A 24,795-nucleotide genomic window follows, 5' to 3' on the forward strand; every position below is an offset into this window, starting at 1 on the left:
AGCCGGCGCTGCGCGCCGAGAACGTGGCGCTGCGCCAGGCGCTGTCGGGCGTGGCCGACCTTCCGGCGGCGGGCAGCCATGCCCTGGCCGGCGCCGAATGGCAGCGGCGGCTGCGCGAGGCGGCGCGACGGCACCGCGCCGCGGTGCACAGCCTGGAGACGTTGCCGGAGGAGCGGACGGGCGATGGGATGATCGGGCTGCGGGGCCGCCTGCAGGCGGATGCGGAGGGTCTGCGCGACCTGCTCGCGGAGCTGGAGGGCGGCCGCGCGCCGCTGCAGGTGCGGGGCCTGACTCTGGCGATGGGCACGGCCGGCCGCCGCCTGCTGGAGATCCAGTTCGAGCTGCGCGGCCCCTGGGCCGGGGAGGCGCGGCGATGAGCATCCGCCTGCTCCTGCCGCTGCTGGCGCTGGGCGGCCTCGCCTGGCTGGGCCTCGCCGAGAGGGGGGAGGATGGCCCGCCGCCGGCGCCCGCCCTTCCCGCGGGCGCGGTCCCCGTCATCCCCGCCCTGCCGCCGCCGCCGGCGGGCCCCTGGGCGGAGCAGGTGGAGCGGCCGCTCTTCGTCCCGGGTCGCCGCCCGCCGGAGGTGGCGGCACCGGTCGCCGAGGCCAGCGAGCCGGAGCCGGAGGCGCCCGCCGCCGCGCTCGGCGTGGTGCTGCGCGAGGGGCGGGCCCTGGCCCTGCTGCGCCTCGCCGATGGCCGCAGCCTGCGCGTCGCGGTGGGCGAAGCACCGGATGGCTGGGAGGTCGTCCGCATCACCGGGGAGGAGGTCGAGCTGCGGCGCGGCGCGCGCAGCCTGACGCTGGGCGCGCGGTTGAGTGGCGCCGAGGGCCTGCGGCGGGTGGACTGAGGCGCTCAGGCCGCGTCCAGCATCGCCCCGCCATGGCGCCGCCACCAGGCTTCCAGGTGCCGGGCGGACTCCCGCAGGCCGTGCCGGGCCTGCCAGCCGAACTCCTCGCGCAGGCGGGCGGGGTCGAGCGGCGCACGGTCGGAGACGGCGTAGAGGTCGATATTCGGCGCCTCGCCGGGGGCCGCCAGGCGGCAGGCGAAGCCCTGGCCACGCAATCGCGCCACGGCCTCGCCCCATTCGAGCAGCGACCAGCGGCCGGGGAAGGTGAGGTTGTAGAGGCTGTGCCGCGCCGTGCCCGCTTCCAGCAGGTGGCAGACGGCCCTCGCCGCATCCGGCGCGTAGAGCCAGTCGCGCAGGCCCGCGCGCGGCAGCAGCGCCGCCTCGCCGCGCGCCGCGGCCCGCAGGATCTGGTAGGGGGGGCTCATCGTGTCGCGCAGGCCCGTGGCATATTCCCAGGGACCGAAGACGGTGCTCAGGCGCAGGCTGAGGAAATCGAGGCCCCAGAGCTCCGCCAGCCGCTCGCCCGCCCATTCGCTGGCCAGTTTGGTGATGCCGTAGATGCGTTGCGGGCGCGCCGGGTCCGTCTCGCTCAGGACCGCCTGTTCCGGCGCGGCGCCATAGGCGGCGGCGGAGCTGAGATGGATGACGCGGCGCAGGCCGGCCGCCCGGGCGGCGCGCAGGATGCCCGGCATGGCGCCAAGATTGACCGCCAGGAGGGATTCCGGGTCCCGGGCCTCGCGGGCCGGGCCGGGGGTGATCGCCGCCCCCGCCACCAGCGCATCGGCCCCGGGCGGGAGCATGGCCCGCAGGAGCGCCGGCTCGGTCACATCGGCGATCGCCGTCTCGAGGCGGCCCGGCAGGGCGCGGAAGGCCAGGCTGGCGGCGGCGGGGAGGGGTGCGCGGTCGATACAGAGGGCGTCATGGCCCCGCCGCAGCAGGGCCTCGGCGATATTGAGGCCGACGAAGCCGCTGCCACCGAGGATGACGACGCGGAGGCCGGGGCGACGGGCGGGCATGCTGTCGGATATCCGGTGAGCCCCCGGTGCGCGATGCGCCGGCGCGGCGCGGGAATGATGCGCGCCGGGGAGGGCGGGGGCAACCATGGCGAGGAGCGGGCTCGCCCCCTTCAGCCGGCGCCGAGCAGCCGGCGCAACTTGCGCACCGCGCTCTCCGGGGTGGTCAGCACCGGCCGGCCGGTGATCTCGGCCACCCGGGGCGCGGCCGAGGCCAGGCTGAACTGGGCCAGGGCGATGACATCGCAGCTGGCGAGATCGCGGGCCGCCTCGCCGGCCAGCCGGTCGTGCTCCGCCGCGTCGCCCCGGTCCAGCGCCGCCAGGGCGCCCTCCGCCAGGCGTGGCCGCAGGGCGAGGCCGGCGGGGAACTCCGGCGGCATGGAGGCGAGGGTCGGGGCGAAGCTGGCCAGGAGCCCGATGCGTCCGCCAGCGGCGGCGGCCTCCTCGATCATCGCCTCGTTCGGCTTCAGCACGGGAATTCGAGGAAACTCCCGCTGCACCGCCTCGATGCAGGGGCCGAAGGCCGAGCAGGTGAAGAGGATGCCGTCGGCGCCGGTGCCGAGCGCATAGCGGGCGAGGGCGAGAAAGCGGCCGGTCATGGCGGGCGTCAGGGCGCCGTCGCGGGCCAGATCGGCGGAGAGGCTGTCGTCGAGGAGGTTCATCAGCCTCGCCTCCGGCCAGAGCCGCGCGAAGGCGGCCTCGATCGGCGGCGGCGAATGGCGCAGGGCATGGATCAGGGCGATGCGCATCGGGGGGTCTCCTCGGCGTCGGCGTTCGGAAACGGATGTTGCATTCACCCTGGAGTAATGCAACAGATGTTTCATGCGCGAGACCTCGCCGATCGACCTGCTGCGCCAGGCCCTGCCGGGGCTGCCGCCCCGCCTGCGGGCGGCCGGGCGCTACGTCGCGCAGCACGACTTCGACGCCGCCACGCGCTCCATGCGCGATCTCGCCGCCGCCGCCGGCGCCCCTCCCGCCACCTTCACTCGTCTGGCCCAGGCCCTGGGCTATACCGGATGGGAGGCCCTGCGTGAGGCGCTGATCGAGGCCCGCCGTGGTGCAGGCGGCGCGCCTTATTCGGCGCGGGCGCGGCGGAACCCGGGCAGGGATCTCCCCGCCGCCATGCTGGCGGCCGATGCCGAGGCCCTGGCGCGCCTCGATCCGGCGCCGGTGGCCGCGGCGGCGCGGGCCCTGCACGAGGCGCCGCGGATCTGGATCGCGGGCTTCCGCTCCTGTCGCGGCGTGGCGCAGCTGCTGCACTACCAGCTCCGGCTGTTCCGCCCCGACAGCGTGCGGCTGATCGGCGGCGCCGGTCCGGAGGATCTCGACCTCGGCGCGCTGCGCCCCGGCGACGCGGCGGTGCTGATCAGCTTCGCGCCCTATTCGCGCGCCATCGTCCTGGCCGCCCGCGCGGCGCGGGAGGGCGGCTGCACCACCATCGCCCTGGCCGACCGGCCGCATGCGGCGATGGCCGAGGGCGCCGCCCACCTGCTGCGCTTCGATGCCGCCACCTCGCCCGGCTTCTTTCCCAGCCTGACCGGCGCGCTGGCGCTGGCCCAGGCGCTCGCCGCCGCCTGCTTCGCCCTGGGTGGCGAGGCGTCCCTGGTCCGCCTGCGCGAGACCGAGGCGCGGCTGGCCGCCATCGCCGCCTATACCCCCGAGCAGGACCTCTCGTCATGAACGCCGAACCCGCCGTCCGCCGCAGCCGTGTGCTGCACCGCTCCTCCCGCGCCACGCCGCCGATGGCGGTGGGCGGCCATGGCGCCTGGCTGGTCGAGGCCGGCGGGCGCGAGATCCTCGACGCCTCGGGCGGCGCCGCCGTCTCCTGCCTGGGGCATCAGCACCCGCGCATCGTCGAGGCGATCAAGCGGCAGGCGGACCGGCTCTGCTACGCCCATACCGGCTTCTTCACCAACGCGCCGGCCGAGGCGCTGGCGGAGGAGCTGGTCGGCCATGAGCCGGGCGGCCTGGCACAGGCCTATTTCGTCGCCGGCGGCTCGGAGGCGGTGGAGGCCGCCATCAAGCTGGCGCGGCAGTACTTCCTCGAGATCGGCCAGCCGGAGCGGACGCGCTACATCGCCCGGCGGCAGAGCTATCACGGCAACACGCTGGGCGCGCTCTCGGCCGGCGGCAACGCCTGGCGCCGGGCGCCCTATGCCCCGCTGCTCTCGCCGGCCTTCAGCCATGTCGCGCCCGCCTTCGCCTATCACGAGCAGCGGCCGGAGGAGGACGAGGCGGGCTTCACCGCGCGCCTCGCCGCCGAGCTGGAGGCGGAGTTCCAGCGCCTCGGCCCGCAGAATGTCGCGGCCTTCATCGCCGAGCCGGTGGTGGGCGCCACGGCCGGCTGCGTCCCCGCGCCGGAAGGCTATTTCCGCGCCGTGCGCGAGATCTGCGACCGGCACGGCGCGCTGCTGATCCTGGACGAGGTGATGTGCGGCATGGGCCGCACCGGCACGCTGCACGCCTGGGAGCAGGAGGGCGTGGCGCCGGACATCCAGGCCATCGCCAAGGGACTGGGCGGCGGCTATCAGCCGATCGGCGCGGTGCTGTTGCAGGGTCGCATCGCGGAGGCCGTCGAGCGGGGTTCCGGCGCCTTCCAGCACGGGCACACCTACCTGGCCCATGCCATTGCCTGCGCCGCCGCCCTGGAGGTGCAGACGGTGATCCGGGAGGAGGGGCTTCTGGAGAGGGTCCGCGCCATGGGCGCGCTGCTGGAGCAGCGGCTGACCGAGCGCCTCGGCAACCACGCGCATCTCGGCGAGATCCGCGGGCGTGGCCTGTTCCGCGCCGTCGAGCTGGTGGCCGACCGTGCCCGCCGCGCGCCCTTCGACCCGTCCCTGCAGCTCCATGCCCGGATCAAGCGGGAGGCCTTCGCCCGCGGCCTCGCCTGCTACCCCGGCGGCGGCACGGTGGATGGCCGCGGCGGCGACCATGTGATGCTGGCGCCGCCCTACATTGTCACCCCGGCCGAGATCGAGTTGATCGTCGAGCGGCTGGGCGAGGCCGTGGACGCCGCGCTGCGCGGCCTGCCCGCCTGATCCCGCACCTTCCCGAAAGAGAGACACACACGGCATGATGAAGCCCCTTCTCCTCGCGGCCGGCCTCGCCCTCGCCGCCACCACCGCGCCCGCCATGGCGCAGACGCTGGACACGGTGAAGCAGCGCGGCCAGCTGATCTGCGGTGTCAGCACCGGCTTTCCCGGCTTCTCCATGCCGGACAGCCAGGGCGTCTATCGCGGCCTCGACACCGATTACTGCCGCGCGCTGGCCGCCGCCGTGCTGGGCGACGCCACGAAGGTCCGCTTCGTCGGGCTGACGGCGCAGAACCGCTTCACCGCCCTGCAATCGGGCGAGGTGGATGTGCTGATGCGCAACTCCACCCAGACCTTCCTGCGCGACGCCTCGATCGGGCTGCAGATGGGGCCGGTGAACTTCCATGACGGCCAGGGCTTCGCGGTGAAGCGCGAGCTGGGTGTCAGCAAGGTGGCGGAGCTGGACGGCGCCACCATCTGCGTGGCGCAGGGCACCACGCATGAGGTGACGCTGGGCGACCATGCCCGCGCCCATGGCCTGAAGTTCCAGCCCGTCGTCTTCGAGCGGCCGGACACCATGTACCAGGCCTTCTTCGCCGGCCGCTGCGACGCCATGACGCAGGACGCCTCGGCGCTCGCCGGCGCGGTCAGCGTGGCGCCCAATCCGCAGGACTACGTGGTGCTCGCCGAGACCATCTCGAAGGAACCGCTCGGCCCCTTCACCCGCAACGGTGACGCGCAGTGGTCGAAGATCGTCGCCTGGCTGCATCACGGGCTGGTCGAGGCGGAGGAGACCGGCATCACCCAGGCCAATGCGGAGGAGCAGGCCAAGGGCGCCAATCCCGTGGCGCAGCGCCTGCTCGGCACATCCGGCGAGTTCGGCAGCCGGCTCGGTCTGGACAACCGCTGGATGCTGAACGCCGTCAAGGCGGTCGGCAACTACGGCGAGATCTTCGAGCGCAATGTCGGGAAGGGCGGCCAGCTCAAGCTGGAGCGCGGGCTGAACGGCTTGTGGAGCAAGGGCGGCTTGATGTACGCCATCCCCTTCCGGTAAGTCCGGCACGGGTCCGGCACGGGTCCGGCACGGGTCCGGGATGGGGCGGGGCCGGGCGGGTGCGTCCGGCCCCGCCGCCGATTCCGGGCGGCATCGTCATGGCCTCGGGGCCTGTGGAGGGCGCGGCGACAGGGGTTGCCGAACGGCGCCATCGCCCATAGGGACGCCGTGGGATGAGGCCGCGACGAAGGAAGGATCGCCGATGAGACCTGCCGACACCCGCCGTTGGCTGCTGCACGGCAGCATCGCCGTCACCTATGCGGTGATCCTGGCGCCGGTTGTCATGGTCATGGTGATCAGTGTCTTCCGGCAGGAGATCGTGAGCTTTCCGCCCGCCGGCTTCACGCTGGAATGGTACGTCAATGCCTGGGCGCGGCAGGAGTTCGCCCGCGGCTTCGCCACCAGCTTCCAGGTCGCGCTCCTGGCCACGCTGATCGGCGTGCCGCTCGGCACCGCCGCCGCCCTCGCCCTGCAGCGCAGCCGCATCCGTGGCAAGGCGGCGCTGAACACCCTGCTGCTCGGCCCGCTCGCCGTGCCGGGCGTGGTCGCGGGTACCGCCCTCTACATGTTCTACCTGCGCGCGGAGTTCTGGATCGATCGCGACATCACCGCGACGCTGCAGGGGCTGGTCGCGGCGCATGTGCTGCTGACCATCCCCTGGACGGTGCGCCTGGTCTCGGCGAGCCTCGCCGGGCTCGACGTCTCGGCCGAGGAGGCGGCGGCCAATCTCGGCGCGCGGCCGCTCACCGTCTTCCGCCGCGTCACGCTGCCGATGATGCGGCCCGGCATCGTCGCTGCGGCGCTGTTCTCCTTCATCCAGAGCTTCGAGAACCTGGAGCTGACGCTGCTGCTGGTGGGGCCCGGGCGCACCACCCTGCCGGTCGCCATGCTGAGCTACCTGGAATTCCGCGTCGATCCGACGCTGGCCGCCGTGGCCACGGTGCAGATCCTGCTGGTGGCGGTGCTGATGCTGGTCACCGATCGTTTCGTCAAGCTGTCGCGCGTGGTCTGATGCGCCGCCGAGCCGCTGGAGGAGTCTGAATGGGAAGTCTGGTGCTGGAGGCGCTGGTCAAGCGGTATGGCGCCTCCACCGCGGTGGAGCGCGTCGATCTCGACGTGCGGCAGGGCGAGATGGTGGCGCTGCTCGGCCCCTCGGGCTGCGGCAAGACGACGACGCTGCGCATGGTCGCCGGCTTCATCACCCCGAGCGAGGGCAGGGTGCTGATCGGCGGCAGGGATGTCACGCGCATGCCGCCCTATGCGCGCGACACCGGCATGGTCTTCCAGTCCTACGCCCTCTTCCCGCATATGAGCGTGGCGCAGAACGTCGCCTTCGGGCTGGAGATGCGCAAGGTCGGCCGCGCCGAGCGGGATGCGCGGGTGATGGAGGCGCTGCGCCTCGTGCAGCTCGACCACCTGGCCGACCGCCTGCCGCGCCAGCTCTCCGGCGGGCAGCAGCAGCGCGTGGCGCTGGCCCGCGCGCTGGTGGTCAACCCGGCCGTCTTCCTGCTCGACGAGCCACTCTCTAATCTCGACGCCAAGCTGCGCGGCGAGGTGCGGATGGAGATCCGCGCCCTGCAGCAGCGCCTCGGCCTGACCACGCTGATCGTCACCCATGACCAGGAGGAGGCGCTGACCATGGCGGACCGGCTGGTGGTGATGGAGAAGGGGCGGGTGCGGCAGGTCGGCACCGCCGAGCAGCTCTACGAGGACCCGGCCGATCCCTTCGTCGCCGGCTTCGTCGGGCGCTGCAACCTGCTGGAAGGGCGGGTCGAGGCGCCGGGCCGCTTCCGCACCCGCGCGGGCGACCTCCTGCTCTGCCAGGCCGGCGGCGACGCGGGCGAGGCCATCCTGGCGCTGCGGCCCGAGCGCATCGCGCTGCGGGCCGGCGGCGAGGGTCCGGCGCGGCTCGCGGCTCTCACTTACCTTGGCGCGCAGACGGAGTACCATGTGGACTTCGGCGCCACGCGGCTGGTGGTGATCGGCGCCACCCCCGCCGCCGCCGATCCGCTGCGGCGGCTGGCCCCGGGCGACGCCGTGACCCTCGTCTGGGAGGCCTCGGCCGCCCGGCTGCTGCCCGCCGCCGCCTGAAGCCGCCGTCTGCAACCTTCGCCTGAACCGCCGCCCATCGCATTCCGAGAGACAGGAGACGCGCCCATGACCATCACCCGCCGCGCGGCGCTCGCCGGCAGCGCCGCCGCCCTCGCCTCGATCACCGCCGGCCTGCCCGGCCAGGCCCGCGCGCAAGGCGGGCAGGTCGTCGTCGGCACCTGGGGCGGCGATTATGGCGAGCTGCTGCGTCAGAACATCGATGCGCCGCTGATGCGGCCCAAGGACATCGAGGTGCTGCAGGACATCGCCAACGCCGATCCGCGCAAGACCAAGCTGCTGGCCGAGCGGCAGGCGCGGCGCGGCACCTATGACGTGGCCTGCCTGTCCGACACCGACATGCACATGATCGGCCAGCAGAACGTCTTCGACACGATCGACACCGCGAAGCTCAGCCGCAACGGCGCCATCATCCCAGCGCTGCGCAAGCCCTATGCCGTGCCGCATATCTATTCGGCCCTTGTGTTGCTCTACAATCCGGACAAGATGCCGAAGCCCGAGGGCTTCGCCGACATGCTGGACCCGAAGTACCGCGGCCGCGTCGGCTTCTCCGACATCCTCTACAGCACCAACACCTTCGCCGCCGCCATGGCGGCCGGCGGCGCCTTCGACAATTACGAACCGGCGAAGAAGTCGCTGATGGACCTGCGCGGGCTCGATGCCAAGGTCTATCCCTCCAACGAGGCGGTGGCCGCCGCGCTCAAGTCGGAGGAGATCTGGATGACGCCGATGTGGCTGGCCCGCGGCTTCATGTGGCAGAAGGCCGGCATCCCGGTGAAGCATGTGGTGCCGCAGGAGGGTGCCTATGCCATCGTCTTCGAGTGCGGCGTGCCGAAAAACGCCCGCAACAAGGAGAATGCCTACACCTGGCTCGACGCCTCGCTCGACGCCAGGGCCCAGACCGCCTTCGCCGACCGCATGGGCTACCTGCCGACCGTGACCGACGCCGCGCTGCCGCCCGAGATCATGCAGCAGATCGGCCTGAGCGAGGCGGAGCAGCAGCGGCTGCGCGCGCCGGACTACGACTATCTGCTGAAGAACCACGCCGGGATCCTCGACTTCTGGAACAAGCAGTTCAAGGGCTGAGCCATGGCCGCGCTCGTCCTCCCCGCCGGGCTGCTGGTGGTGCTGTTGCTGGTGGCGCCGATGCTGCTGCTGTTCCGCATCTCGCTCAACCGCTTCAGCCCGACCGAGCTGATGGTGGAGGCGACGACGGCGCAGAACTATCTCCAGGCCGTCCAGGACCCGTATTACCAGCAGGTGCTGCTGACCACGCTCGGCATCGCCCTCGGCTGTACCCTGGTGACGCTGGTCATGGGGTTCCCGGCGGCCTACTGGCTGGCGCGCATGGAGAGCCGCTGGAAGAGCCTGGCCACCATCGTCACGCTCTTTCCGCTGCTGGTGGGCAATGTGGTGCGCGCGGCGGGCTGGATGGCGCTGCTCGGCAATGAGGGCGCGATCAACGCGGCGCTGATCGGGCTCGGCCTGATCTCGGCGCCGCTGCCGCTGCTCTACAACACCGGCTCCGTCGTGGTCGGCATCGTCGCCGTGGTGCTGCCCTACATGATCCTGACGCTCGCCGCCGTGATCGAGGGCATCCCGCGCCAGACGGAGGAGGCGGCCGCCAACCTGGGCGGGCGGCCGATGACGGTGTTCCGCCGCGTGCTGCTGCCGCTGGCGCTGCCGGGGGTGATGGCGGGTTGCGTCCTGGTCTTCATCCTCTGCATGAACACCTATGCCAGCGCGGTGCTGCTGGGCGGCCCGCAGTTCAAGATGATGGCGCCCGCCGTGTACGATCAGTTCGTGCGCGGCAACAACTGGCCCTTCGGCGCCGCGCTCGCTTTCATCCTGCTCACCGTGACCCTGGTGCTGACCGTGCTCGGCAGTGCCCTGATCGGTCGCAAGTACCGTCGCTGACGGAGAGGAACGGAGGACCCGCCATGGCCACAGACCAGGACAAGCCCGAGGTCGGCGAGGAGATGACCGCCCGCAACGCCGCGCGGGGCATGCCGCCGGTGCCGGCGGCGGAGGGGCGCGACCGGGGCGTGGGGCCGTTCCGCCGGCTGGTGCTGCGCGGCGCCACGGTGATCGACGGCACCGGGGCGCCGCCCTGGGGACCGGTCGACCTCGTCATCGAGCAGGGGCGCATCGCCGCCATCCAGGCCGTGGGCACGCCGGGCAAGCCGATCGACCCGGCGCGCCGCCCGGCCCCCGGCGAGCATGAGATCGACTGCCACGGCAAGTTCGTGACGCCCGGGCTGATCGACTGCCACACCCATATCGGCGTGCCCTATCACGCGCTGCACGGCTCGGTCGCCTCGGCCGACTATGTCTATAAGCTCTGGCTGGCGCATGGCGTGACCACGGTGCGCGAGATGGGCTGCTTCAGCGGCCTCGGCTGGGTGGCGCAGCAGCGGCAGGCCTCGGCGGAGAACGCCATCGCCGCGCCGCGCATCCTGGCGCACCCCTATTTCCCCGCCGTCAACGACATGCTCAAGACCATCCACACGCCGGAGGAGGGCAGGGCCTGGCTGCGCCGGGCGAAGGAGCGCGGCGCGGATGGCGTGAAGTTCTTCGGCGCGCCGCCCGCCATCATGAAGGCGGCGCTCGACGAATGCGCCAGGCTCGGCCTGCGCTCCGGCTGCCACCACGCGCAGCAGGCGGTGACGCGGATGAACGCGCTGACGACCGCCGAATGGGGCCTGACCAGCGCCGAGCACTATTACGGCCTGCCCGAGGCGCTCTATGACGACCGCGTGGTGCAGAGCTACCCCACCGGCTACAACTACAATGACGAGTACTTCCGCTTCTCCGCCGCCGGCCAGACCTTCCTGCAGGCGGCTGAGCCGGGCAGCGCGAAGTGGAACGCGGTGCTCGACCGCTTCCTGGAGATCGGCTTCACCTTCGTCCCCACCATGACGATCTACGACGCCAACCGCGACCTGATGCGGTTCCGGCGCGCCGACTGGCATGACGACTACACCTGGCCCAGCATGTGGCGCTACTTCCAGCCGGCGCGGGGCGGGCATGGCGCCTACTGGTACCGCTGGTCGGTCACCAACGAGGTGGAGTGGAAGCACCACTACCGCCTCTGGATGGCCTTCCTCAACGCCTACAAGAACCGCGGCGGCCGGGTCTGCACCGGCAGCGATTCCGGCTTCATCTTCCAGACCTTCGGTTTCGGCTACATCCGCGAGCTGGAGCTGCTGCAGGAGGCCGGCTTCAACGCGCTGGAGGTTTTGCGCTCCGCCACCATCCAGGGTGCCGAGCTGCTCGGCATCGACCAGGAGACCGGCAGCATCGAGGTCGGCAAGGCGGCCGATCTCCTGGTGCTGGACGAGAACCCGTTGGACGACTGGAAGCTGCTCTACGGCACCGGCGCGCTGCGGCTGAACGATGCGACCGGCCGGCCGGAATGGCGCCGCGCCCTGCGCCACACCATCCGCGCCGGGCTGGTCTTCGACGTGGCCGAGCTGCTGGCCGACCTGCGCGGCATGGTGGCGGCCGAGAAGGAGAAGGAAGCGGCGGGCGCCCCCCTGTGACCAGGGGCACGACCGAGTTCGTGCTGCTGTCGGGCTTCCTCGGCAGCGGCAAGACCTCGCTGCTGCTGGACTGGCTGGCCCTGCCGGAGGCGGAGGACACCGCCGTCATCGTCAACGAGGCGGGCGAGATCGACATCGACGGCGCCATCATCGCGGAGTCCGGCACGCTGCCCATGGCCATGCTGGCCAATGGCTGCGTCTGCTGCACGTTGACCAGCGACCTGGTCTTCACCATCCGCGAGCTGGTCGCGGCGCGCGAGCGGGACAGTGGGCCGCCGTTCCGCCGCATCGTGCTGGAATGCAGCGGCCTGTCGAAGCCGGGTCCGATCCTGCGATCGCTGATGCCGCTGGCGGCGCTGGGGCTGCAGGTGCGTGTCGTGACGCTGTGCGACGCGGTGCTGGCGCCGCGCCAGGCGGAGCATTTCGAGGAATGGTCGGCACAGGTGGCCGCCGCCGGCACGCTGGTGCTCAGCAAGCTGGACCGCGCGGCGCCCGAACCCGCCATCGCGGCGCTGCGGGCGGTCAATCCCCTGGCGCCGGTGGTGGCGGAGGCGGACGGTGCCGCCCGGGCGCGCACCACCTTCCTGTCCACGCCGGGGGCAGCCCCCGTGGCCGGCCTGCCCCAGGCGGCGCCGCATCCCCGCATCACCCTGGCCCTGGCGCGCTTCACCCCGGCGGCGAGCTGGGAGGAGCGACTCGACTGGCTGGAGGATCTGGCGGCCTTCTGCGGCGACCGCCTTCTCCGGGTGAAGGGGCTGCTGCATCCCCCCTCCGGCCCGCCGCTGCTGGTGCAGGGGGTGGGGACCGTCTACAGCCCCCTGGCTCCCTTGCCGGGCGCCATCGGGCGCGAGGAGGCGCTGGTGGTCATCCTGCGGGACCTGACGCTGGCCGAGCTGCGGAGCATGGCGCCGGAGACGCTCGTGCAGTGGCAGCAACCCTCGGCACGCGGTCTGGCCTGCTTCTGAAAGCCCGATCGGCCTCCCTCTTCAATCCATTGGATTTGCGGCATCTCTCCCATGGCGGGACGACGCTGGCCTTGGATGGTGGCATAACAGCGCATGTCCACCCGCGCGGGTTGCCGAAGGCTGTCTCCTGCGTCTGGCGTGTGTTAGCCTCGGCATCATCGCCTGAACGGAGAGGCTCGCTTGACCGGCACGATGACCGAGGATGCTTTGCTGTCCGGCCTGGATCTGACACGGTTGGGCGAGGCGGACCGCCTGGTGGCGGGCGCGGCCCAGCGGCTCAGGGCCGAGGCCCTGGATGGCCGGTTGGCGCCGGCGCTGGCGCGGCTCGATCCGGCCATGCGCGGGGCGCTGGATCTCCTCGTGCAGGAAATGGCGCGGCTTGGCGCCGAGGTGGAAGCGGCGCGCCAGGCGGTGGAGGCCGCGCAACGCGGGCGGGAGGCGGCCATCCGGCTGGATCCCCTGCGCTATATTCCCGGCTCGCGCGGCCGGCCGGCCGGGCTGCCGTCGGACCGCTTCGACCTCGCCGCCGACGATGCCGCCTTCAACGGCGCCGGCTGGTATGAAGCGGAGCGCTCGAGCCGCGGCGCCTGGCGCTGGGGCGGCCGGCACGGTCCCTACAGCACGCTTCTGGTCCCGACGCTCGGCGGGGGCGCCCTGCGCCTGGGTCTGCACCTCTCCATGCCTTTCCAAGCCACCTTCGACCTGGAGGCGGCGACGCTGCTGGCCAATGGCCAACCGCTGCACCTCCGGCTGCAGGAGGGGTCCACGGACCGCGCGCCGCGTTTGGCCGCGGAGTTCGACCTGCCCGAGGATGGCGGCACCGGCAGCCTTTCCCTGGTGCTGATGGCACCCCGGCACCACATGGCCGCCGCGGAGGGCGAGATGCCACCCGACTCCCGCGCCCTGGGTCCGGGTTTCGTGGGCCTGACCCTGGAGCGGCGCGCCGGCTGAGAGGGCGCGGCGCTCCCTCAGCCGGCCCTGGCCTGGCCGCCCTGGTAAAGCTGCACCAGAAAATCGGTGCTCAACTCATTGAATCCCCAGAAATTACGCAGGGAGAGACGCAGGCTGTTGGCCGGCAGGCGGAAGCGCCAGCCATCCGGCCGGGTGACGGGCAGGAGGGGGGCCAGGATGCTCCGCCAGACGTCGGTCTCCAGCAGGCCGTCCACCAGGCTCAGATGCTGGCCGGGCCGCGCGGCGCCGCGGCCGCCCGCCAGGTCGAAGGGCGAGCGGTGAAGGATGCGCGCGGCGGTATCGAAATAGGGCGCCTCGACCAGCAGGCTCGAACTCACCCCCACCACCTCCCGCAGGCCCGGATGCGCCAGCAGGGCATAGGCATTGGCCCGCACCATCCGCACCTGCCGAAAGGGGATGCCGGTGCGGAAGAGGCCGAAATCGCCGCTGTTGTAGGGGTGCGGCTTGAAGGCGACGCAGCCGTCCCGCCGCAGCAGGGCGCGCACCGCCCCGGCATGGTCCTCGAGATTGACGACCCGGCCGCCATCGACCAGCGAGCGGTCCAGGCTGGTCTGCCCCACCAGCAGGGCGGGCGCCTCCAGCGCGAGGTCAGGCCGCAGCTTCAGCGCCGTGGCCGAGACCAGGTCGGCCCAGCCATGGAAGGCCTCGGGGTCGGTGTGGTGCGACAGCAGCGCGGCGAAGACCTCCGCGTCATTGGTCTGCACGGCGAAGAAGACGTCCGGCAGGAAGCGGACCGGATGGATGTTGAGGTCGACATAGGGGATGTCGAGATGCGACAGGGTCCGCTTGAACCATTCCGCCAGTTCGAAGCCGACCACGATGGCATCGCCGAAGGTGGCCTCACAGGTCTCCAGCACGGCGGCCGGCACGGTTCCGGCATCGAAGAAGCCGGCCCAGCCCGCCGCGCTGGGCTCGGCCCCGAACCAGGCGTAGAAGGCGGCGGCATCGAGGCCGTCACCCCAGCTCAGGCAGTCGACCGGCAGTCGGCTGGCCTCGCCGAGATGCCGGCGCAGCAGCCGGTAGAGCCAGCGGATGTTCTCCGTCTGCGAGGGCCTGAAGCCCTTCTCCACGGGCCGCAGGAAGTCCCCGGTGACGATGATGCGCCGGAGGGGGATGTGCCGGAGGGGGGAGGCCATGCGCGCCTCAGGCCCTGGCCGCCAGGGCCGCCATGAAGCGCTCGGCGGCGGCGCTGATGGCGGGCGGGCCATGCCGGCGCTCGACCAGGGCCCGCGCGCTCTCGCCCATGCGGCGCCGCCGCGGCTCGTCGCGCAGCAGCGCCTCCACCGCGGGCAGCAGGGCCTCCCGCTCGACCAGCAGGCCCTCCGTCCCGTCGGTCAGCCCGCCATAGACCGTGTCGCGGCAGGCGATCACGGGCAGGCCGCAGGCCATGCCCTCGACCATGGCGCGCGGCAGGCCATCCATGGTGGAGCAATGCACCATCAGGCGGCAGCGCTTCAGCAGGGGGAACAGCTGCGCATGGGACAGTTGGCCGGGAAGGCTGAGATGGCCGGGAGAGAGGGCGCCCTGGCGCAGCGCCTCGGACGGGTTGCCGCCGCCGACCAGGGCGACACGCCAATCGCGCGTGAGCGGCAGCAGCATCGCCTGGTTCTTCCGCGCCTCGCGGAAGTTGCCGACATTGACGATGTCGTGCAGCGGCGCGGCGGGCTCCGGGCGGGTTGCCTCGAGGTCGATGTACTTCGGCATGACGTAGACCCGGCCCTGCGCGGCGAAGGCCGGGAAGTGCCGCTCCAGCTGCTCCTCGTACTCGCCGAAGACGAACTCCGCGCCGTCCAGCACGCGGTCACGGATGCTGCCGCCGACGATGAAGCCGTACCGCTGCCCCACCCCCAGCCCGTGCAGGAGGAAGGCGTTGATGTCATAGCTCAGGCCCTTGAAGATCAGCAGGTCGGGTGCGAAGCCGCGCAGGGTCTCCAGCATCGCCGCCGAGGTCTTGCGATGCGGGATCGGTGGGGCCGGCAGGTCCTCCGGGCAGAAGATGGTGTCCACCGCGCCGTCCAGGAAGCTCTCCCGTTCGATCGCGCGGCCGCCATGGATGCGGAAGGCGGCCGCTTCCACACCCATGCCACGCAGGCGGGACAGGAAATGCAGCTCCCGAAGGGCGCCGGTCATCGACCGGTCGGCATGGCTCATGATCAGGGCGAGGCGCATGGGTCGGGCGGCGGTCCCTGGCTGGCGGAGATGGACGCCGCACCCTAGAACGGACTAGAAGCTTAAGGAAGCGTCACAACCCCACGCCGCGACTTCGCGTGGTTTCGCGTCTCTTCGTTGAGGAAATGGCTGACCGTTCCATGCGTTTCCTGGTCATCTCCCCGACACCGAGCCATCCCGCCAATGCCGGCAACCGGCAACGGATCCAGGCGCTGCTGCGCGGCCTGCGCCGTTTCGGCCATGGCATCGACTTCTGCTTCATCGCACGCGAGGCCGTCGCCGAGGAGGATCTGGCGGCGATGCGGGGCGCCTGGGATGAGGTGATCCTGCTGCCGCACGACCGGGCCGCCGAGCGGCGCAGCCTGGGCGAGGTGTATGGCATCGACGACTGGTTCCAGCCGCCGGCCGCCGCGGCCCTGGCGCAGCTGGCGGCCGAGCGGCACTACGATGCGGTCCTGGTCGAATATGTGTTCCTCAGCAAGGCCTTGGAGTATTTTCCCGAGACGACGCTGAAGATCATCGACAGCCATGACGTCTTCTCGGGCCGGCAGGAGCGGCTGCGCGCCCTCGGCCTCCCGCCCGCCTTCTTCTACACCACCCCGGCGGAGGAAGGACGTGGCCTGGACCGCGCCGATCTGGTCCTGGCCATCCAGGATGAGGAGAGGGCGCAGCTCGAGGAGATCACCCGCGCCGCGGTGGTGACGCTCGGCTTCGTGCCCGATCCGCTTCCCGATGCGGCGCCGCGCCGGGAGGGCGGCGGGAGCGGGGTGGCCGGCTATCTCGGCAGCGCCAACCCGATCAACCAGGCGGCGCTGAAGGCCTTCCTGCAGGCGCTCGACCTGGACGCCGTGGCGCGGGAGGGCGGCAGGATCCGGATCGGCGGCGGTGCGGGGCAGGCGACGGCGGGGCTGGAGGGGCCGCTCGAGGTGGCGGGGCCCGTCGCCGAGGCGGCGCCCTTCTATGCCGGGCTCGACCTGGCGCTCAATCCGCACCAGGGCGGCACCGGGCTCAAGATCAAGTCGGTCGAGGCGCTGGCGCATGGCTGCCCGCTGATCGGCACCGCCGACGCCCTGCTCGGGCTGGAGCCGGAGGAGCCGTTCCACGCCGCCGCCGATGCCGCCGCCCTGGCCCCGGCGCTGCATCGCTTCCTGGCCGAACCCGCCTTCCGGGAGCGCGTGGCCGAGGGCAGCCGGCGCCTGTTCCACCGCTACGCCGCGACCGTCGAGCGGCAGATGGGCATCCTGCGCTCCCCCGCCGCGCTGCGCCTGGCCCTGGACCGGCCGCGCGTCCTGCTGGTCACGGACCTGCCGTTCTGGGAGGAGAAGCTCGGCAACCACGCGCGCATCTGCGAGATGCTGCGTGTCGGCCGGGAATGGCTCGACTTCGACCTGCTGGTCCTGCGCAGCCTCAGCCCGGCGGAGCGGGCGGCGGCGCGGCGCGTGGTGGGTGGCCGGGGCCGGGTCTTCTCCTTCCGCGACTACGCCCTTCCGGGTGTCGCGTGGATTGAGTCGTCTCCGCTGCTTAAGGGCTTCGAGAGGCGCCACTTCGCCCGCGTCTTCTTCGCCGCGCTGGAGGCGCATCTGGCGGCGCATCCCTGCGAGGCGGTGATCCTGGAATACATCCGGCTGAGCTATCTGCGCCATGCGCGGGGCCTGCCCCGCCTCACGGTGCTCGACACGCATGACGTGATGTCGCTGCGGGCGGAGAACTTCGCCCATTTCGGGCTGGACCATCACCTGCAGATCTCGGTGCAGGAGGAGCTGGCCATCATGGACAGCTTCGCCCTGGTCCTGGCCATCCAGGCCGCCGAGCATCGCTTCCTTGCCGATGCCCTGCCGGGGCGTGCCCTCTACCTGCCGCACAGCCTGCCGCACCGCTGCCGGCACGATGCCGGCCGGCCGGCGCGGCGTGTCGCCTTCGTCGGCGGCGACAGCCCGATGAACCGCGACGGGCTGCGCTGGTTCCTGGAACAGGTCTGGCCCTGCTTCCACGGCCATGAGGCCGAGCTGCACGTCGCCGGCGGGGTCTGCGCCTCCCTTGGGGCGGCGGCCGCGACGGCCGGCCGCGTCGTGCTGCATGGCGCCGTGGCGGATCTCGACGGCTTCCTCGATGCCGCCGACATCGGCATCAACCCGGTCTTCTATGGCGGAGGCCTGAAGATCAAGACCGTGGAATACCTCTGCCGCGGACTGCCCGCGGTGGTGACGCAGGAGGCGGTGCACGGCATCGAGGGGGGCGAGCCCGGCGCCTATCGCCTGGCCCGCTCGCGGCGCGACTTCGTGGCGGAGCTCCATCTGCTGCTGACCGACACCACGGTCCGGCAGCAGTGTTCGGAGGCGGCCTACCGGCTGGGGCGGCGGCAGTTCAGCCGGGCGGTGTCCGGCCAGGCTCTCCGGGCCCTGGCCGATCTGGCCCGGGCGGAGCGGCGGGAGGCCGCCGCCGCCTGATCCAAGAAAAATACTTCAGGATCAAGTACTTATGACAATCCTTTAAGGCTGGAAGCCAAAGGCGATCAGCCCCGCAGCAGGCCCGCCTCCGGTGCCACTTCGCCGCTGTCCGGAAAGGCGGCGGCAATGGCCCTGGCATCGAGGCCGAGATGATCCCGCAACAGGCTCTTGGCGATGGCCCGCAGATCCCGCGTCGGCTGCAGGTCGCGCTTCTCGTAGAGTTGGGACTCCGCCAGGCCCGGCCAGTCCGCCAGCACCCGGCCACCGCGTATCGCGCCGCCGGCGAGCAGCGCCGCGCCGCCGGTGCCATGATCGGTGCCCTTGTCGCCATTGGCGCGGGCGGTGCGGCCGAACTCGGTCATCACCAGGATGGCGGTCTGGTTCCACGCCGCCTCGCCGAGCGTTTCGCGCAAGGCCATCAGCCCCTCGTCGAGCTGGCCCAGCACGGGATCCATGCGCCGCGTCTGGTCGACGTGGGTGTCCCAGCCGCCCATCTCCAGCGCGGCGACGCGCGGCCCGCCCGGTGCCGCCAGCAACCGTCCGGCGGTGCCGGCCAGCGCCGCGAAGCCGCCCTTGGCCGGCGGCGCCCCGCCCAGCACGCCCTCGGCATAGCCGCGCCCGCGCAGCCCCTCCCGCAGCGAGGGACCCAGCAGCGGATCGGCATGCAGCAGGTCCGCCATCCGGGCGTAGAGGTCGGGATCCGGCCGCAGCCGGCGCGGGGGCGCCCACATGCCCACCGGCTGCGGTCCGCGCATCAGCAGGGGCAGGTCGAGGCCGAGGGCGAGTGCCGCCTCGGGCCGTCCGGCCGGCCGCGCGGGCAGGCCGGCCAGGGCGCGGTTGAGCCAGCCGGAGGAGAGCCGGTGGTCGGTGCCGCTCTCCATCATGTCCTGCGCCTCGAAATGACTGCGGTTGCGGTAGGGGCCGGCCACGGCGTGGATCGGCAGCAGAGACCCTTCCCGGAAGCAGCGGTGCATCCCGCCCAGCCGGGGATGCAGGCCGAAGAAGCCGCCGCACTCCAGCAGGCCATCCTCCTGCCCCGGCTCGGGCAGGGCGACGGCGCCGCGCAGCGCGCGGTAGTCGGGATCGCCATAGGGGGCGAGCAGGGCCATGCCGTCCATCGCCCCGCGCAACAGCACCACGACGAGGCGGCGCTCGGCATGGCTGGCCGGCGGGGCGCCGGAGGCCAGGGCCAGGCGGGCATTGCCCGCCACGGCCAGGGCGGAGAGGCCGAGCAGCAGGCCACGCCGGCCGAGGCGCGGCAGATGAGGATTCGTCTGGCTCATCGGCGCTGGAACTCCGGGCTGGCGAGAAGCAGGGCGATGGCATCGCGCGGGGCGCCGGCCCGCCGGACCGCGGCGCGCGTCTCGGCCGAGGCCAGGGGGCCGAGTGCCGCCTCCAGCAGCGCCATGGGCTCGGCGCGGGTGAAGCGGCCCGCCAGGTCGTAGGACCAGTCCAGCCGGCGCAGCAGCGGCTCGGGTCCCAGCCAGGCCGAGGCCAGGTCCGGCCAGCCATTGGGTTGCGGCGCCACCCAGAGCGGCTGGTTCAGCGCGTGGCAGGCGCCGAAGGCGAAGCGGGCCAGGCGTTCGCCCTCGGCGCCGCAGGCACGCAGGGCGGCGACGATGTAGTCCTGCGGCGCCCGCAGCTTGCCCAGGGGCGGCGCCCAGGCCTCCGGCAGGCGGGGCAGGGCACGGGACACGGCCAGCAGGTCGCCCCCCGTGTCGCGCAGCACCGCCTCGATGCGGGCCACGGCGGCGGGCGGCGGGTCGTCGGCCACGAAGTGCCGTGCGAGCTTGACGGCGAGGTGCCGGTGCGTCGCCGGATGCTCGGCCAGGAAGCGCAGCGCGGCCTCGCTGGCGGCCTCGCCCTCCTCGAAGCGCCGGCCCATCAGCGTCTTGGCGCCCGGCTCGTGGTTGGCGACGCGGAACACGGCGCCGAAGGGCTCGCGGTTCCGCTGCACGCCCCAGCCGGTGAGCAGCCGGGCGAAGGCGGTGACATCCGCCTGGGTATAGCCGGCCGCCGGGCTGACGGTGTGCAGTTCCAGGATCTCGCGCGCCAGGTTCTCGTTCAGCCCGCGCCCGCTGCGCCGGCCGAAGCGGCTGTTCGGGCCGACCGAGGAGTTCTGGTTGAGGTAGCTCAGCATGGCCGGGTGCCGCTCCACCGCCAGCAGCATCTCCGTGAAGCGGCCGGTGACATGCGGGCGGATGGCGTGCCGCACGAAGTCGGGCAGCGCCGCCGTGACCCCCGTGCCGCCGCGCTTGCTGACGGTGAAATGATTGGTCCAGAACGCCACCAGGCGCTCGCGATAGGGTGCCTCGCTGTCGATACGCCAGCCGAGCGCGGTGCTCGCCTCATCGACGAAGTAGAGCTCGAGCGGCCGCTTCTGGCCCGGCTCGAAGGGCCGCATGGCATCCTGCTCCGCCCAGATGCGGTAGCCCTCGGCGAGATCGCCGGGCGTGGATCGTCCCGGCGGGGCCGGCGGCGCGCGGTCCGGCGCCTCGAGCTGGGCGTCGAGCCAGGCCAGGGGATCGGCCGGCGGAGGGCGATCCGGCCGGAGGCCCAGGCCGAAGCGGATCTCGGCTTGCAGAGGCGAAGCGGCGGAGGACATGCACGCCAGGGTAGCAAGGCCAACAGGGCTTCCGTCCAGCCACAGAATGTTGCAGCGCCGCGACCGCTGTTCATTCCAGCGTGACCGCGCCTATCTTGGAAGGAGAGGCAGGGCGGCATCGCGGCGGCCGCCGACGGAGTTGAGACAGGAATGGCGGCCAAGGATCCCTATCAGGTGCTGGGCGTGGCCCGGACGGCGGGTGAGGACGAGATCCGCTCCGCCTACCGCAAGCTGGCCAAGCGCCACCACCCCGATCTCAATCCCGGGGACAAGGCGGCCGAGGAGCGCTTCAAGGAGGCCTCGGCCGCGCATGCGCTGCTGTCCGACGCGGAGCAGCGGGCCCGCTACGATCGCGGCGAGATCGACGCGACGGGTCAGGAGCGGCAGCCGGAACACGCCTCCTACCGCAGCTATGCCGAGGGCGGGCAGGGACCGCGCTACCGGCCCGGCGCGGCGGGCGCGGGTGCCTCCGGCGCCTATGCCGGCTTCGACCCCGAGGATCTGGGCGACATCTTCGCCGACCTGTTCGGCAGAGGCCAGGGGCCGGGACAAGGCCCGGGCCGGGGCGGCGCCGGTCCCCGCCAGGGCCGCGACGAGCACTACCGGCTGGAGCTGGACTTCCTCGACGCCGTGAACGGCGGCACGCAGCGCCTGACGCTGCCCACCGGCAAGACGCTGGAGGTGCGGGTGCCGGCCGGCATCGAGGAAGGGCAGATCCTGCGCCTGCGCGGCCAGGGCGGCGCCGCCGGGCCGGATGGCAAGGCGGGGGACGCGCTGATCGAGATCGGCATCCGTCCGCACGCCATCTTCCGCCGCGAGGGCAACGACATCCAGCTGGAGGTGCCGGTGACCTATTCCGAGGCCGTGCTCGGCGGCAGGATCACGGTGCCGACGTCGGGCGGGCCGGTCAGCGTCACGGTGCCCCGCCACTCCGACAGTGGCACCCGGCTGCGGCTGCGCGGGCGCGGCGTGCCGGCGCACGGCGGGCGGCCGGCGGGCGATGCCTATGTCTCCCTGCGCATCGTCCGGGGCGAGGTGGATCAGCGGCTGGAGGACTTCCTGCGGGAGTGGAGTGCGGAACACCCCTTCAATCCGCGACAGGGCATGGTGGATTAGGCGATGATCACCATCGAGACTCTCTGCCACAGCATCCAGGGGCTGCGCGGCGAGGAGGTGGAACTCTGGATCGGTCGCGCCTGGCTGCGCGCCGAGGGCGGCCCCGGCCACTACCGCCTGCGCGAGATCGACGTGGCGCGCGCCCGGCTGATCCACGAGCTGCGCCAGGGCCTGGCCCTGGATGAGGAGGCGATGCCGGTCGTGCTCTCCCTGCTGGACCAGCTCTACAGCGCCCGCCGCCAGATGCGCCGCCTGCGCGCGGCGCTGGACGCGGCCGATGCCGGGACGCGGGACCGCATCCTGGCGGCCCTGCGGATGGCGGAGGCCGGGGCCGAAGGGGCAGGCCCAGGGTGATGGCGGCGGGGCGGGGGGAGGAGCGCCACGCCGCGCGCCCCGGGCCGCGGCTGCTGATCGCCGAGGCGAGCGAGGCGCAGTTCGGCCTGACGCTCACCTTCATCGCCGGCGCCATCAATGCCGGCGGCTTCATGCTGGTCGGGCAGTACACCTCGCACATGTCGGGCAATGTCTCCGCCATGGCGGACCATCTGGCGGTGGGCGGCGTGGCGCTGATGCTGGGCGGGCTCGTGGCGCTGCTCGCCTTCCTCGGCGGCGCGGCCACCGCGGCCCTGCTGGTGAACTGGGGCCGCCGCCGCTTCCGGCGCAATCCCTTCGCCGCGCCGCTGCTGCTGGAGGTCGCGCTGCTCGCCGCCTTCGGCCTGCTGGGCGCCTGGGCGCAGAGCGAGCGCGTGGCGATCCCCGCCGTGCCGTTGCTCTGCTTCCTGATGGGGCTGCAGAACGCCACCATCACCAAGATCTCCGGCGCGCGCATCCGCACCACCCATGTGACCGGCATCGTCACCGATATCGGCATCGAGCTCGGCAAGCTGGTCTACTGGAACCGCGACCGCCGGACGCCGGACCGCCCCTTCATCCGCGCCGACCGGGCCAAGCTGCGCCTGCTCCTGGGGCTGCTGGCCAGCTTCTTCGGCGGCGGGGTGGCGGGGGCGCTCAGCTTCGGCCATCTCGGCTTCGTCTCCTGCGTGCCGCTGGCCTGCATCCTGCTCCTGCTGGCCAATGCCGTGGTGCGCCCGGACCTCTCCCCGGCGGCGCTGCAACGGCATCAGGCCCAGGGCTGAGGACCATCCTCCGATGTTGATGGACGAGATCGACCAGAAGCTCCTGGCGCTGCTGCAGCAGGACGCCACCCTGCCGATCGCGCAACTGGCCGACCGGGTGGGCCTGTCGCCGACGCCCTGCTGGAAGCGCATCCAGAAGCTCGAGGCGGCGGGCGTGCTGACCGGGCGGGTGGGCCTGGTGGCGCCGGACAAGGTGGGCCTCGGCCTCTCGGTCTTCGTGGCCATCGAGGCGGGCGATCACTCCCCGGAATGGCTGGAGCGCTTCGCCACGCTGGTGCGGCAGATCCCCGAGATCATGGAGGTCTACCGCATGGCCGGCGAGGTCGACTACATGCTGCGGGTGACCGTGCCCGACATGGCCGCCTTCGACAGGCTCTACAAGCGCCTGATCGCCAGCGTCCCGCTGCGCAACGTCACCTCGCGCTTCGCCATGGAGCGGATCAAGCACACCACCGCCCTGCCGCTGGAGGCCGGTGCCTTCCGCCGGCGCGGCGGCGATGAGGGATAGATTTCCTCGGCGGGCCGCCTTCGGGGAATAATCATCTCCCTGCGCCGCAGAATTCGAAAATAGCGCCTATTTATCGGTAAATACAGCGCGCCTACCTTCCGATCTCTCGTCTCGCCCCGCCCTATCGGAAGGTTCCGCTCGCATGGATGGCCTGTCCTATCGTCCCGACAGCCTCGAGACCCTGGCGCAGGCCTTCGCCAGGGGAGCGGCGGCGCATGACCGGGAGGGCAGCTTTCCGCACGAGAACTTCGCCGCGCTCCACAAGGCCGGCCTGCTGGGACTGACCGTCCGTCCGCAGGAGGGTGGCGAAGGCGCCGGGCTGCCGCGCGCCGTCGCGGTGGTGCGCGCCATCGGTCGCGGCTGCCCGGCCACGGCGCTGGTGCTGGCCATGCAGTTCATCCAGCATCAGGCGATCGCTCGCAGTGCCGGCTGGCCGGAGCATCTGCGCGTCCTGCTCGGGCGCGGCGCGGTCGAGCGCGGCGAACTGGTCAATGCGCTGCGGGTCGAGCCCGAGCTCGGCACGCCGGCACGCGGCGGCCTGCCCGCCACCACCCTGCGCCGCACCCCCGAGGGCTGGCGGCTCAACGGCCGCAAGATCTACTCGACCGGCGCGCCGGCGCTGTCCTGGATGCTGGTCTGGTGCCGCACCGAGGAGGCCGAGCCGCGCACCGGCATCGCGCTGGTTCCGGCCGGCGCCGCCGGGCTGCGCATCGAGGAGAGCTGGGATCAGGCGGGGTTGCGGGCCTCGGGCAGCCACGATGTGGTCTTCGAGGAGGTGCTGCTGCCCCTCGACCATGCCATCGACTTCCGTCCGCCCGCCGCCTGGGGCCGCCCGGATGCCGAGCAGGTCGCCTGGAACACCCTGCTGATCGCGGCGCTCTATACCGGCGTGGCGCAGGCCGCGCGCGACTGGCTGCTCGACTTCCTGCGCCAGCGCGCGCCGGCCAGCCTGGGCGCGCCGCTCGCCACGCTGCCCCGCATGCAGGAGGCGGTCGGCCGGATCGAGGCGCTGCTGCTGGCCAATGACCGGCTGGTGGCCGATGCCGCCCGGCGCGAGAGCATGGCCGTGTCCGATTACGGCCTGATCAAGACCCTGGCGGCGGAGAACGCCATCGCCGTGGTGCAGCAGGCCGTGGCGCTCTGCGGCAATCACGCGCTGGCCCGTGCCAACCCGTTGGAGCGGCATCTGCGTGATGTGCTGTGCGCCCGCATCCATACGCCGCAACCCGACAGTGCCTGGCTCGCCGCCGGGCGGGCCGCCCTCGGGCTGGCCTGACAGA

24 protein-coding genes are annotated in these 24,795 nt (G+C 72.5%); 18 read left to right on the forward strand and 6 right to left on the reverse strand.

Annotated features, from left to right (window positions below):
* Nucleotides 1–377 (forward strand): type II secretion system protein GspM (gspM, locus tag ACVMLK_RS07915; RefSeq protein ID WP_457486100.1); only part of this gene is annotated, 377 nt, incomplete at its 5' end.
* Nucleotides 374–847, forward strand: coding sequence for a hypothetical protein (locus tag ACVMLK_RS07920; RefSeq protein ID WP_457486101.1), 474 nt, complete (start codon nucleotides 374–376; stop codon nucleotides 845–847). The genes gspM and ACVMLK_RS07920, both read left to right, overlap by 4 nt.
* A gap of 5 nt (nucleotides 848–852) precedes the next feature.
* Here ACVMLK_RS07920 and ACVMLK_RS07925 read toward each other — a convergent pair whose 3' ends face one another.
* Nucleotides 853–1,863: an NAD-dependent epimerase/dehydratase family protein gene (locus ACVMLK_RS07925; protein WP_457486102.1), complete on the reverse strand. Its 1,011-nt coding sequence runs from the start codon at nucleotides 1,861–1,863 to the stop codon at nucleotides 853–855.
* Between the two features lie 110 nt (nucleotides 1,864–1,973).
* Nucleotides 1,974–2,609 (reverse strand): aspartate/glutamate racemase family protein, encoded by a 636-nt coding sequence (locus ACVMLK_RS07930; RefSeq protein ID WP_457486103.1) that lies wholly within the window; start codon nucleotides 2,607–2,609, stop codon nucleotides 1,974–1,976.
* A gap of 73 nt (nucleotides 2,610–2,682) precedes the next feature.
* Between ACVMLK_RS07930 and ACVMLK_RS07935 the strand changes: the two genes are divergently transcribed.
* The 10 genes from ACVMLK_RS07935 to ACVMLK_RS07980 all read left to right on the forward strand — a co-directional run bounded on the left by ACVMLK_RS07935 (nucleotide 2,683) and on the right by ACVMLK_RS07980 (nucleotide 13,513).
* Nucleotides 2,683–3,540 (forward strand): MurR/RpiR family transcriptional regulator, encoded by an 858-nt coding sequence (locus tag ACVMLK_RS07935; protein ID WP_457486104.1) that lies wholly within the window; start codon nucleotides 2,683–2,685, stop codon nucleotides 3,538–3,540.
* The gene (locus ACVMLK_RS07940; RefSeq protein WP_457486105.1) at nucleotides 3,537–4,898 is read left to right on the forward strand and encodes an aspartate aminotransferase family protein; all 1,362 of its coding nucleotides are present in this window, start codon (nucleotides 3,537–3,539) and stop codon (nucleotides 4,896–4,898) included. Before ACVMLK_RS07935 ends, ACVMLK_RS07940 begins: the two co-directional genes overlap by 4 nt.
* A gap of 34 nt (nucleotides 4,899–4,932) precedes the next feature.
* Nucleotides 4,933–5,946, forward strand: coding sequence for an amino acid ABC transporter substrate-binding protein (locus tag ACVMLK_RS07945; RefSeq protein WP_457486106.1), 1,014 nt, complete (start codon nucleotides 4,933–4,935; stop codon nucleotides 5,944–5,946).
* Nucleotides 5,947–6,148: 202 nt separating this feature from the next.
* On the forward strand, nucleotides 6,149–6,958 hold the full coding sequence (locus ACVMLK_RS07950) for an ABC transporter permease (protein ID WP_198366640.1): 810 nt from the start codon (nucleotides 6,149–6,151) through the stop codon (nucleotides 6,956–6,958).
* Between the two features lie 29 nt (nucleotides 6,959–6,987).
* The gene (locus tag ACVMLK_RS07955) at nucleotides 6,988–8,037 is read left to right on the forward strand and encodes an ABC transporter ATP-binding protein (protein WP_457486107.1); all 1,050 of its coding nucleotides are present in this window, start codon (nucleotides 6,988–6,990) and stop codon (nucleotides 8,035–8,037) included.
* A gap of 66 nt (nucleotides 8,038–8,103) precedes the next feature.
* Nucleotides 8,104–9,141 carry an extracellular solute-binding protein gene (locus tag ACVMLK_RS07960; protein WP_457486108.1) on the forward strand — a complete coding sequence of 346 codons (1,038 nt, stop codon included), beginning with the start codon at nucleotides 8,104–8,106 and terminating at the stop codon, nucleotides 9,139–9,141.
* Nucleotides 9,142–9,144: 3 nt separating this feature from the next.
* On the forward strand, nucleotides 9,145–9,972 hold the full coding sequence (locus ACVMLK_RS07965; protein ID WP_198366643.1) for an ABC transporter permease: 828 nt from the start codon (nucleotides 9,145–9,147) through the stop codon (nucleotides 9,970–9,972).
* Between the two features lie 23 nt (nucleotides 9,973–9,995).
* The gene (locus tag ACVMLK_RS07970) at nucleotides 9,996–11,597 is read left to right on the forward strand and encodes an amidohydrolase family protein (protein WP_198366644.1); all 1,602 of its coding nucleotides are present in this window, start codon (nucleotides 9,996–9,998) and stop codon (nucleotides 11,595–11,597) included.
* On the forward strand, nucleotides 11,594–12,562 hold the full coding sequence (locus ACVMLK_RS07975; protein ID WP_457486109.1) for a CobW family GTP-binding protein: 969 nt from the start codon (nucleotides 11,594–11,596) through the stop codon (nucleotides 12,560–12,562). The genes ACVMLK_RS07970 and ACVMLK_RS07975 overlap by 4 nt, the downstream gene beginning before the upstream one ends.
* A gap of 180 nt (nucleotides 12,563–12,742) precedes the next feature.
* Nucleotides 12,743–13,513 (forward strand): hypothetical protein, encoded by a 771-nt coding sequence (locus ACVMLK_RS07980; RefSeq protein ID WP_457486110.1) that lies wholly within the window; start codon nucleotides 12,743–12,745, stop codon nucleotides 13,511–13,513.
* Nucleotides 13,514–13,530: 17 nt separating this feature from the next.
* Here the strand turns inward: ACVMLK_RS07980 and ACVMLK_RS07985 are convergent, their stop codons facing one another.
* Complete coding sequence (locus tag ACVMLK_RS07985) at nucleotides 13,531–14,670, reverse strand: hypothetical protein (RefSeq protein ID WP_198366647.1); 1,140 nt, start codon at nucleotides 14,668–14,670, stop codon at nucleotides 13,531–13,533.
* A 7-nt stretch (nucleotides 14,671–14,677) separates the two neighbouring features.
* Nucleotides 14,678–15,703: a glycosyltransferase family 4 protein gene (locus ACVMLK_RS07990; RefSeq protein WP_457486111.1), complete on the reverse strand. Its 1,026-nt coding sequence runs from the start codon at nucleotides 15,701–15,703 to the stop codon at nucleotides 14,678–14,680.
* Between the two features lie 125 nt (nucleotides 15,704–15,828).
* On the opposite strand from ACVMLK_RS07990, the gene ACVMLK_RS07995 reads away from it, so the two are divergent.
* Nucleotides 15,829–18,150 (forward strand): glycosyltransferase, encoded by a 2,322-nt coding sequence (locus ACVMLK_RS07995; protein ID WP_457486112.1) that lies wholly within the window; start codon nucleotides 15,829–15,831, stop codon nucleotides 18,148–18,150.
* Between the two features lie 65 nt (nucleotides 18,151–18,215).
* On the opposite strand, the gene ACVMLK_RS08000 is transcribed toward ACVMLK_RS07995, so the two are convergent.
* Both ACVMLK_RS08000 and ACVMLK_RS08005 read right to left on the reverse strand, forming a co-directional pair.
* Nucleotides 18,216–19,433 carry a DUF1501 domain-containing protein gene (locus tag ACVMLK_RS08000; RefSeq protein ID WP_457486113.1) on the reverse strand — a complete coding sequence of 406 codons (1,218 nt, stop codon included), beginning with the start codon at nucleotides 19,431–19,433 and terminating at the stop codon, nucleotides 18,216–18,218.
* The gene (locus ACVMLK_RS08005; RefSeq protein WP_422925247.1) at nucleotides 19,430–20,755 is read right to left on the reverse strand and encodes a DUF1800 domain-containing protein; all 1,326 of its coding nucleotides are present in this window, start codon (nucleotides 20,753–20,755) and stop codon (nucleotides 19,430–19,432) included. Before ACVMLK_RS08005 ends, ACVMLK_RS08000 begins: the two co-directional genes overlap by 4 nt.
* A gap of 150 nt (nucleotides 20,756–20,905) precedes the next feature.
* Between ACVMLK_RS08005 and ACVMLK_RS08010 the strand changes: the two genes are divergently transcribed.
* The 5 genes from ACVMLK_RS08010 to ACVMLK_RS08030 all read left to right on the forward strand — a co-directional run bounded on the left by ACVMLK_RS08010 (nucleotide 20,906) and on the right by ACVMLK_RS08030 (nucleotide 24,791).
* Nucleotides 20,906–21,871, forward strand: a complete 966-nt coding sequence (locus ACVMLK_RS08010; RefSeq protein WP_457486114.1) for a DnaJ C-terminal domain-containing protein — start codon at nucleotides 20,906–20,908, stop codon at nucleotides 21,869–21,871.
* Nucleotides 21,872–21,874: 3 nt separating this feature from the next.
* Nucleotides 21,875–22,225, forward strand: coding sequence for a chaperone modulator CbpM (locus tag ACVMLK_RS08015; protein WP_198366653.1), 351 nt, complete (start codon nucleotides 21,875–21,877; stop codon nucleotides 22,223–22,225).
* Entirely contained in the window at nucleotides 22,225–23,007 is a 783-nt protein-coding gene (locus ACVMLK_RS08020; protein WP_422925250.1) for a YoaK family protein, read from the forward strand. The genes ACVMLK_RS08015 and ACVMLK_RS08020 overlap by 1 nt, the downstream gene beginning before the upstream one ends.
* 13 nt (nucleotides 23,008–23,020) lie before the next feature.
* Entirely contained in the window at nucleotides 23,021–23,515 is a 495-nt protein-coding gene (locus tag ACVMLK_RS08025) for an Lrp/AsnC family transcriptional regulator (RefSeq protein ID WP_304621603.1), read from the forward strand.
* 142 nt (nucleotides 23,516–23,657) lie between these two features.
* Complete coding sequence (locus ACVMLK_RS08030) at nucleotides 23,658–24,791, forward strand: acyl-CoA dehydrogenase family protein (protein WP_422925252.1); 1,134 nt, start codon at nucleotides 23,658–23,660, stop codon at nucleotides 24,789–24,791.
* The last annotated feature ends 4 nt before the right edge of the window (nucleotides 24,792–24,795 follow it).

This window comes from Teichococcus aerofrigidensis, from assembly GCF_054073225.1.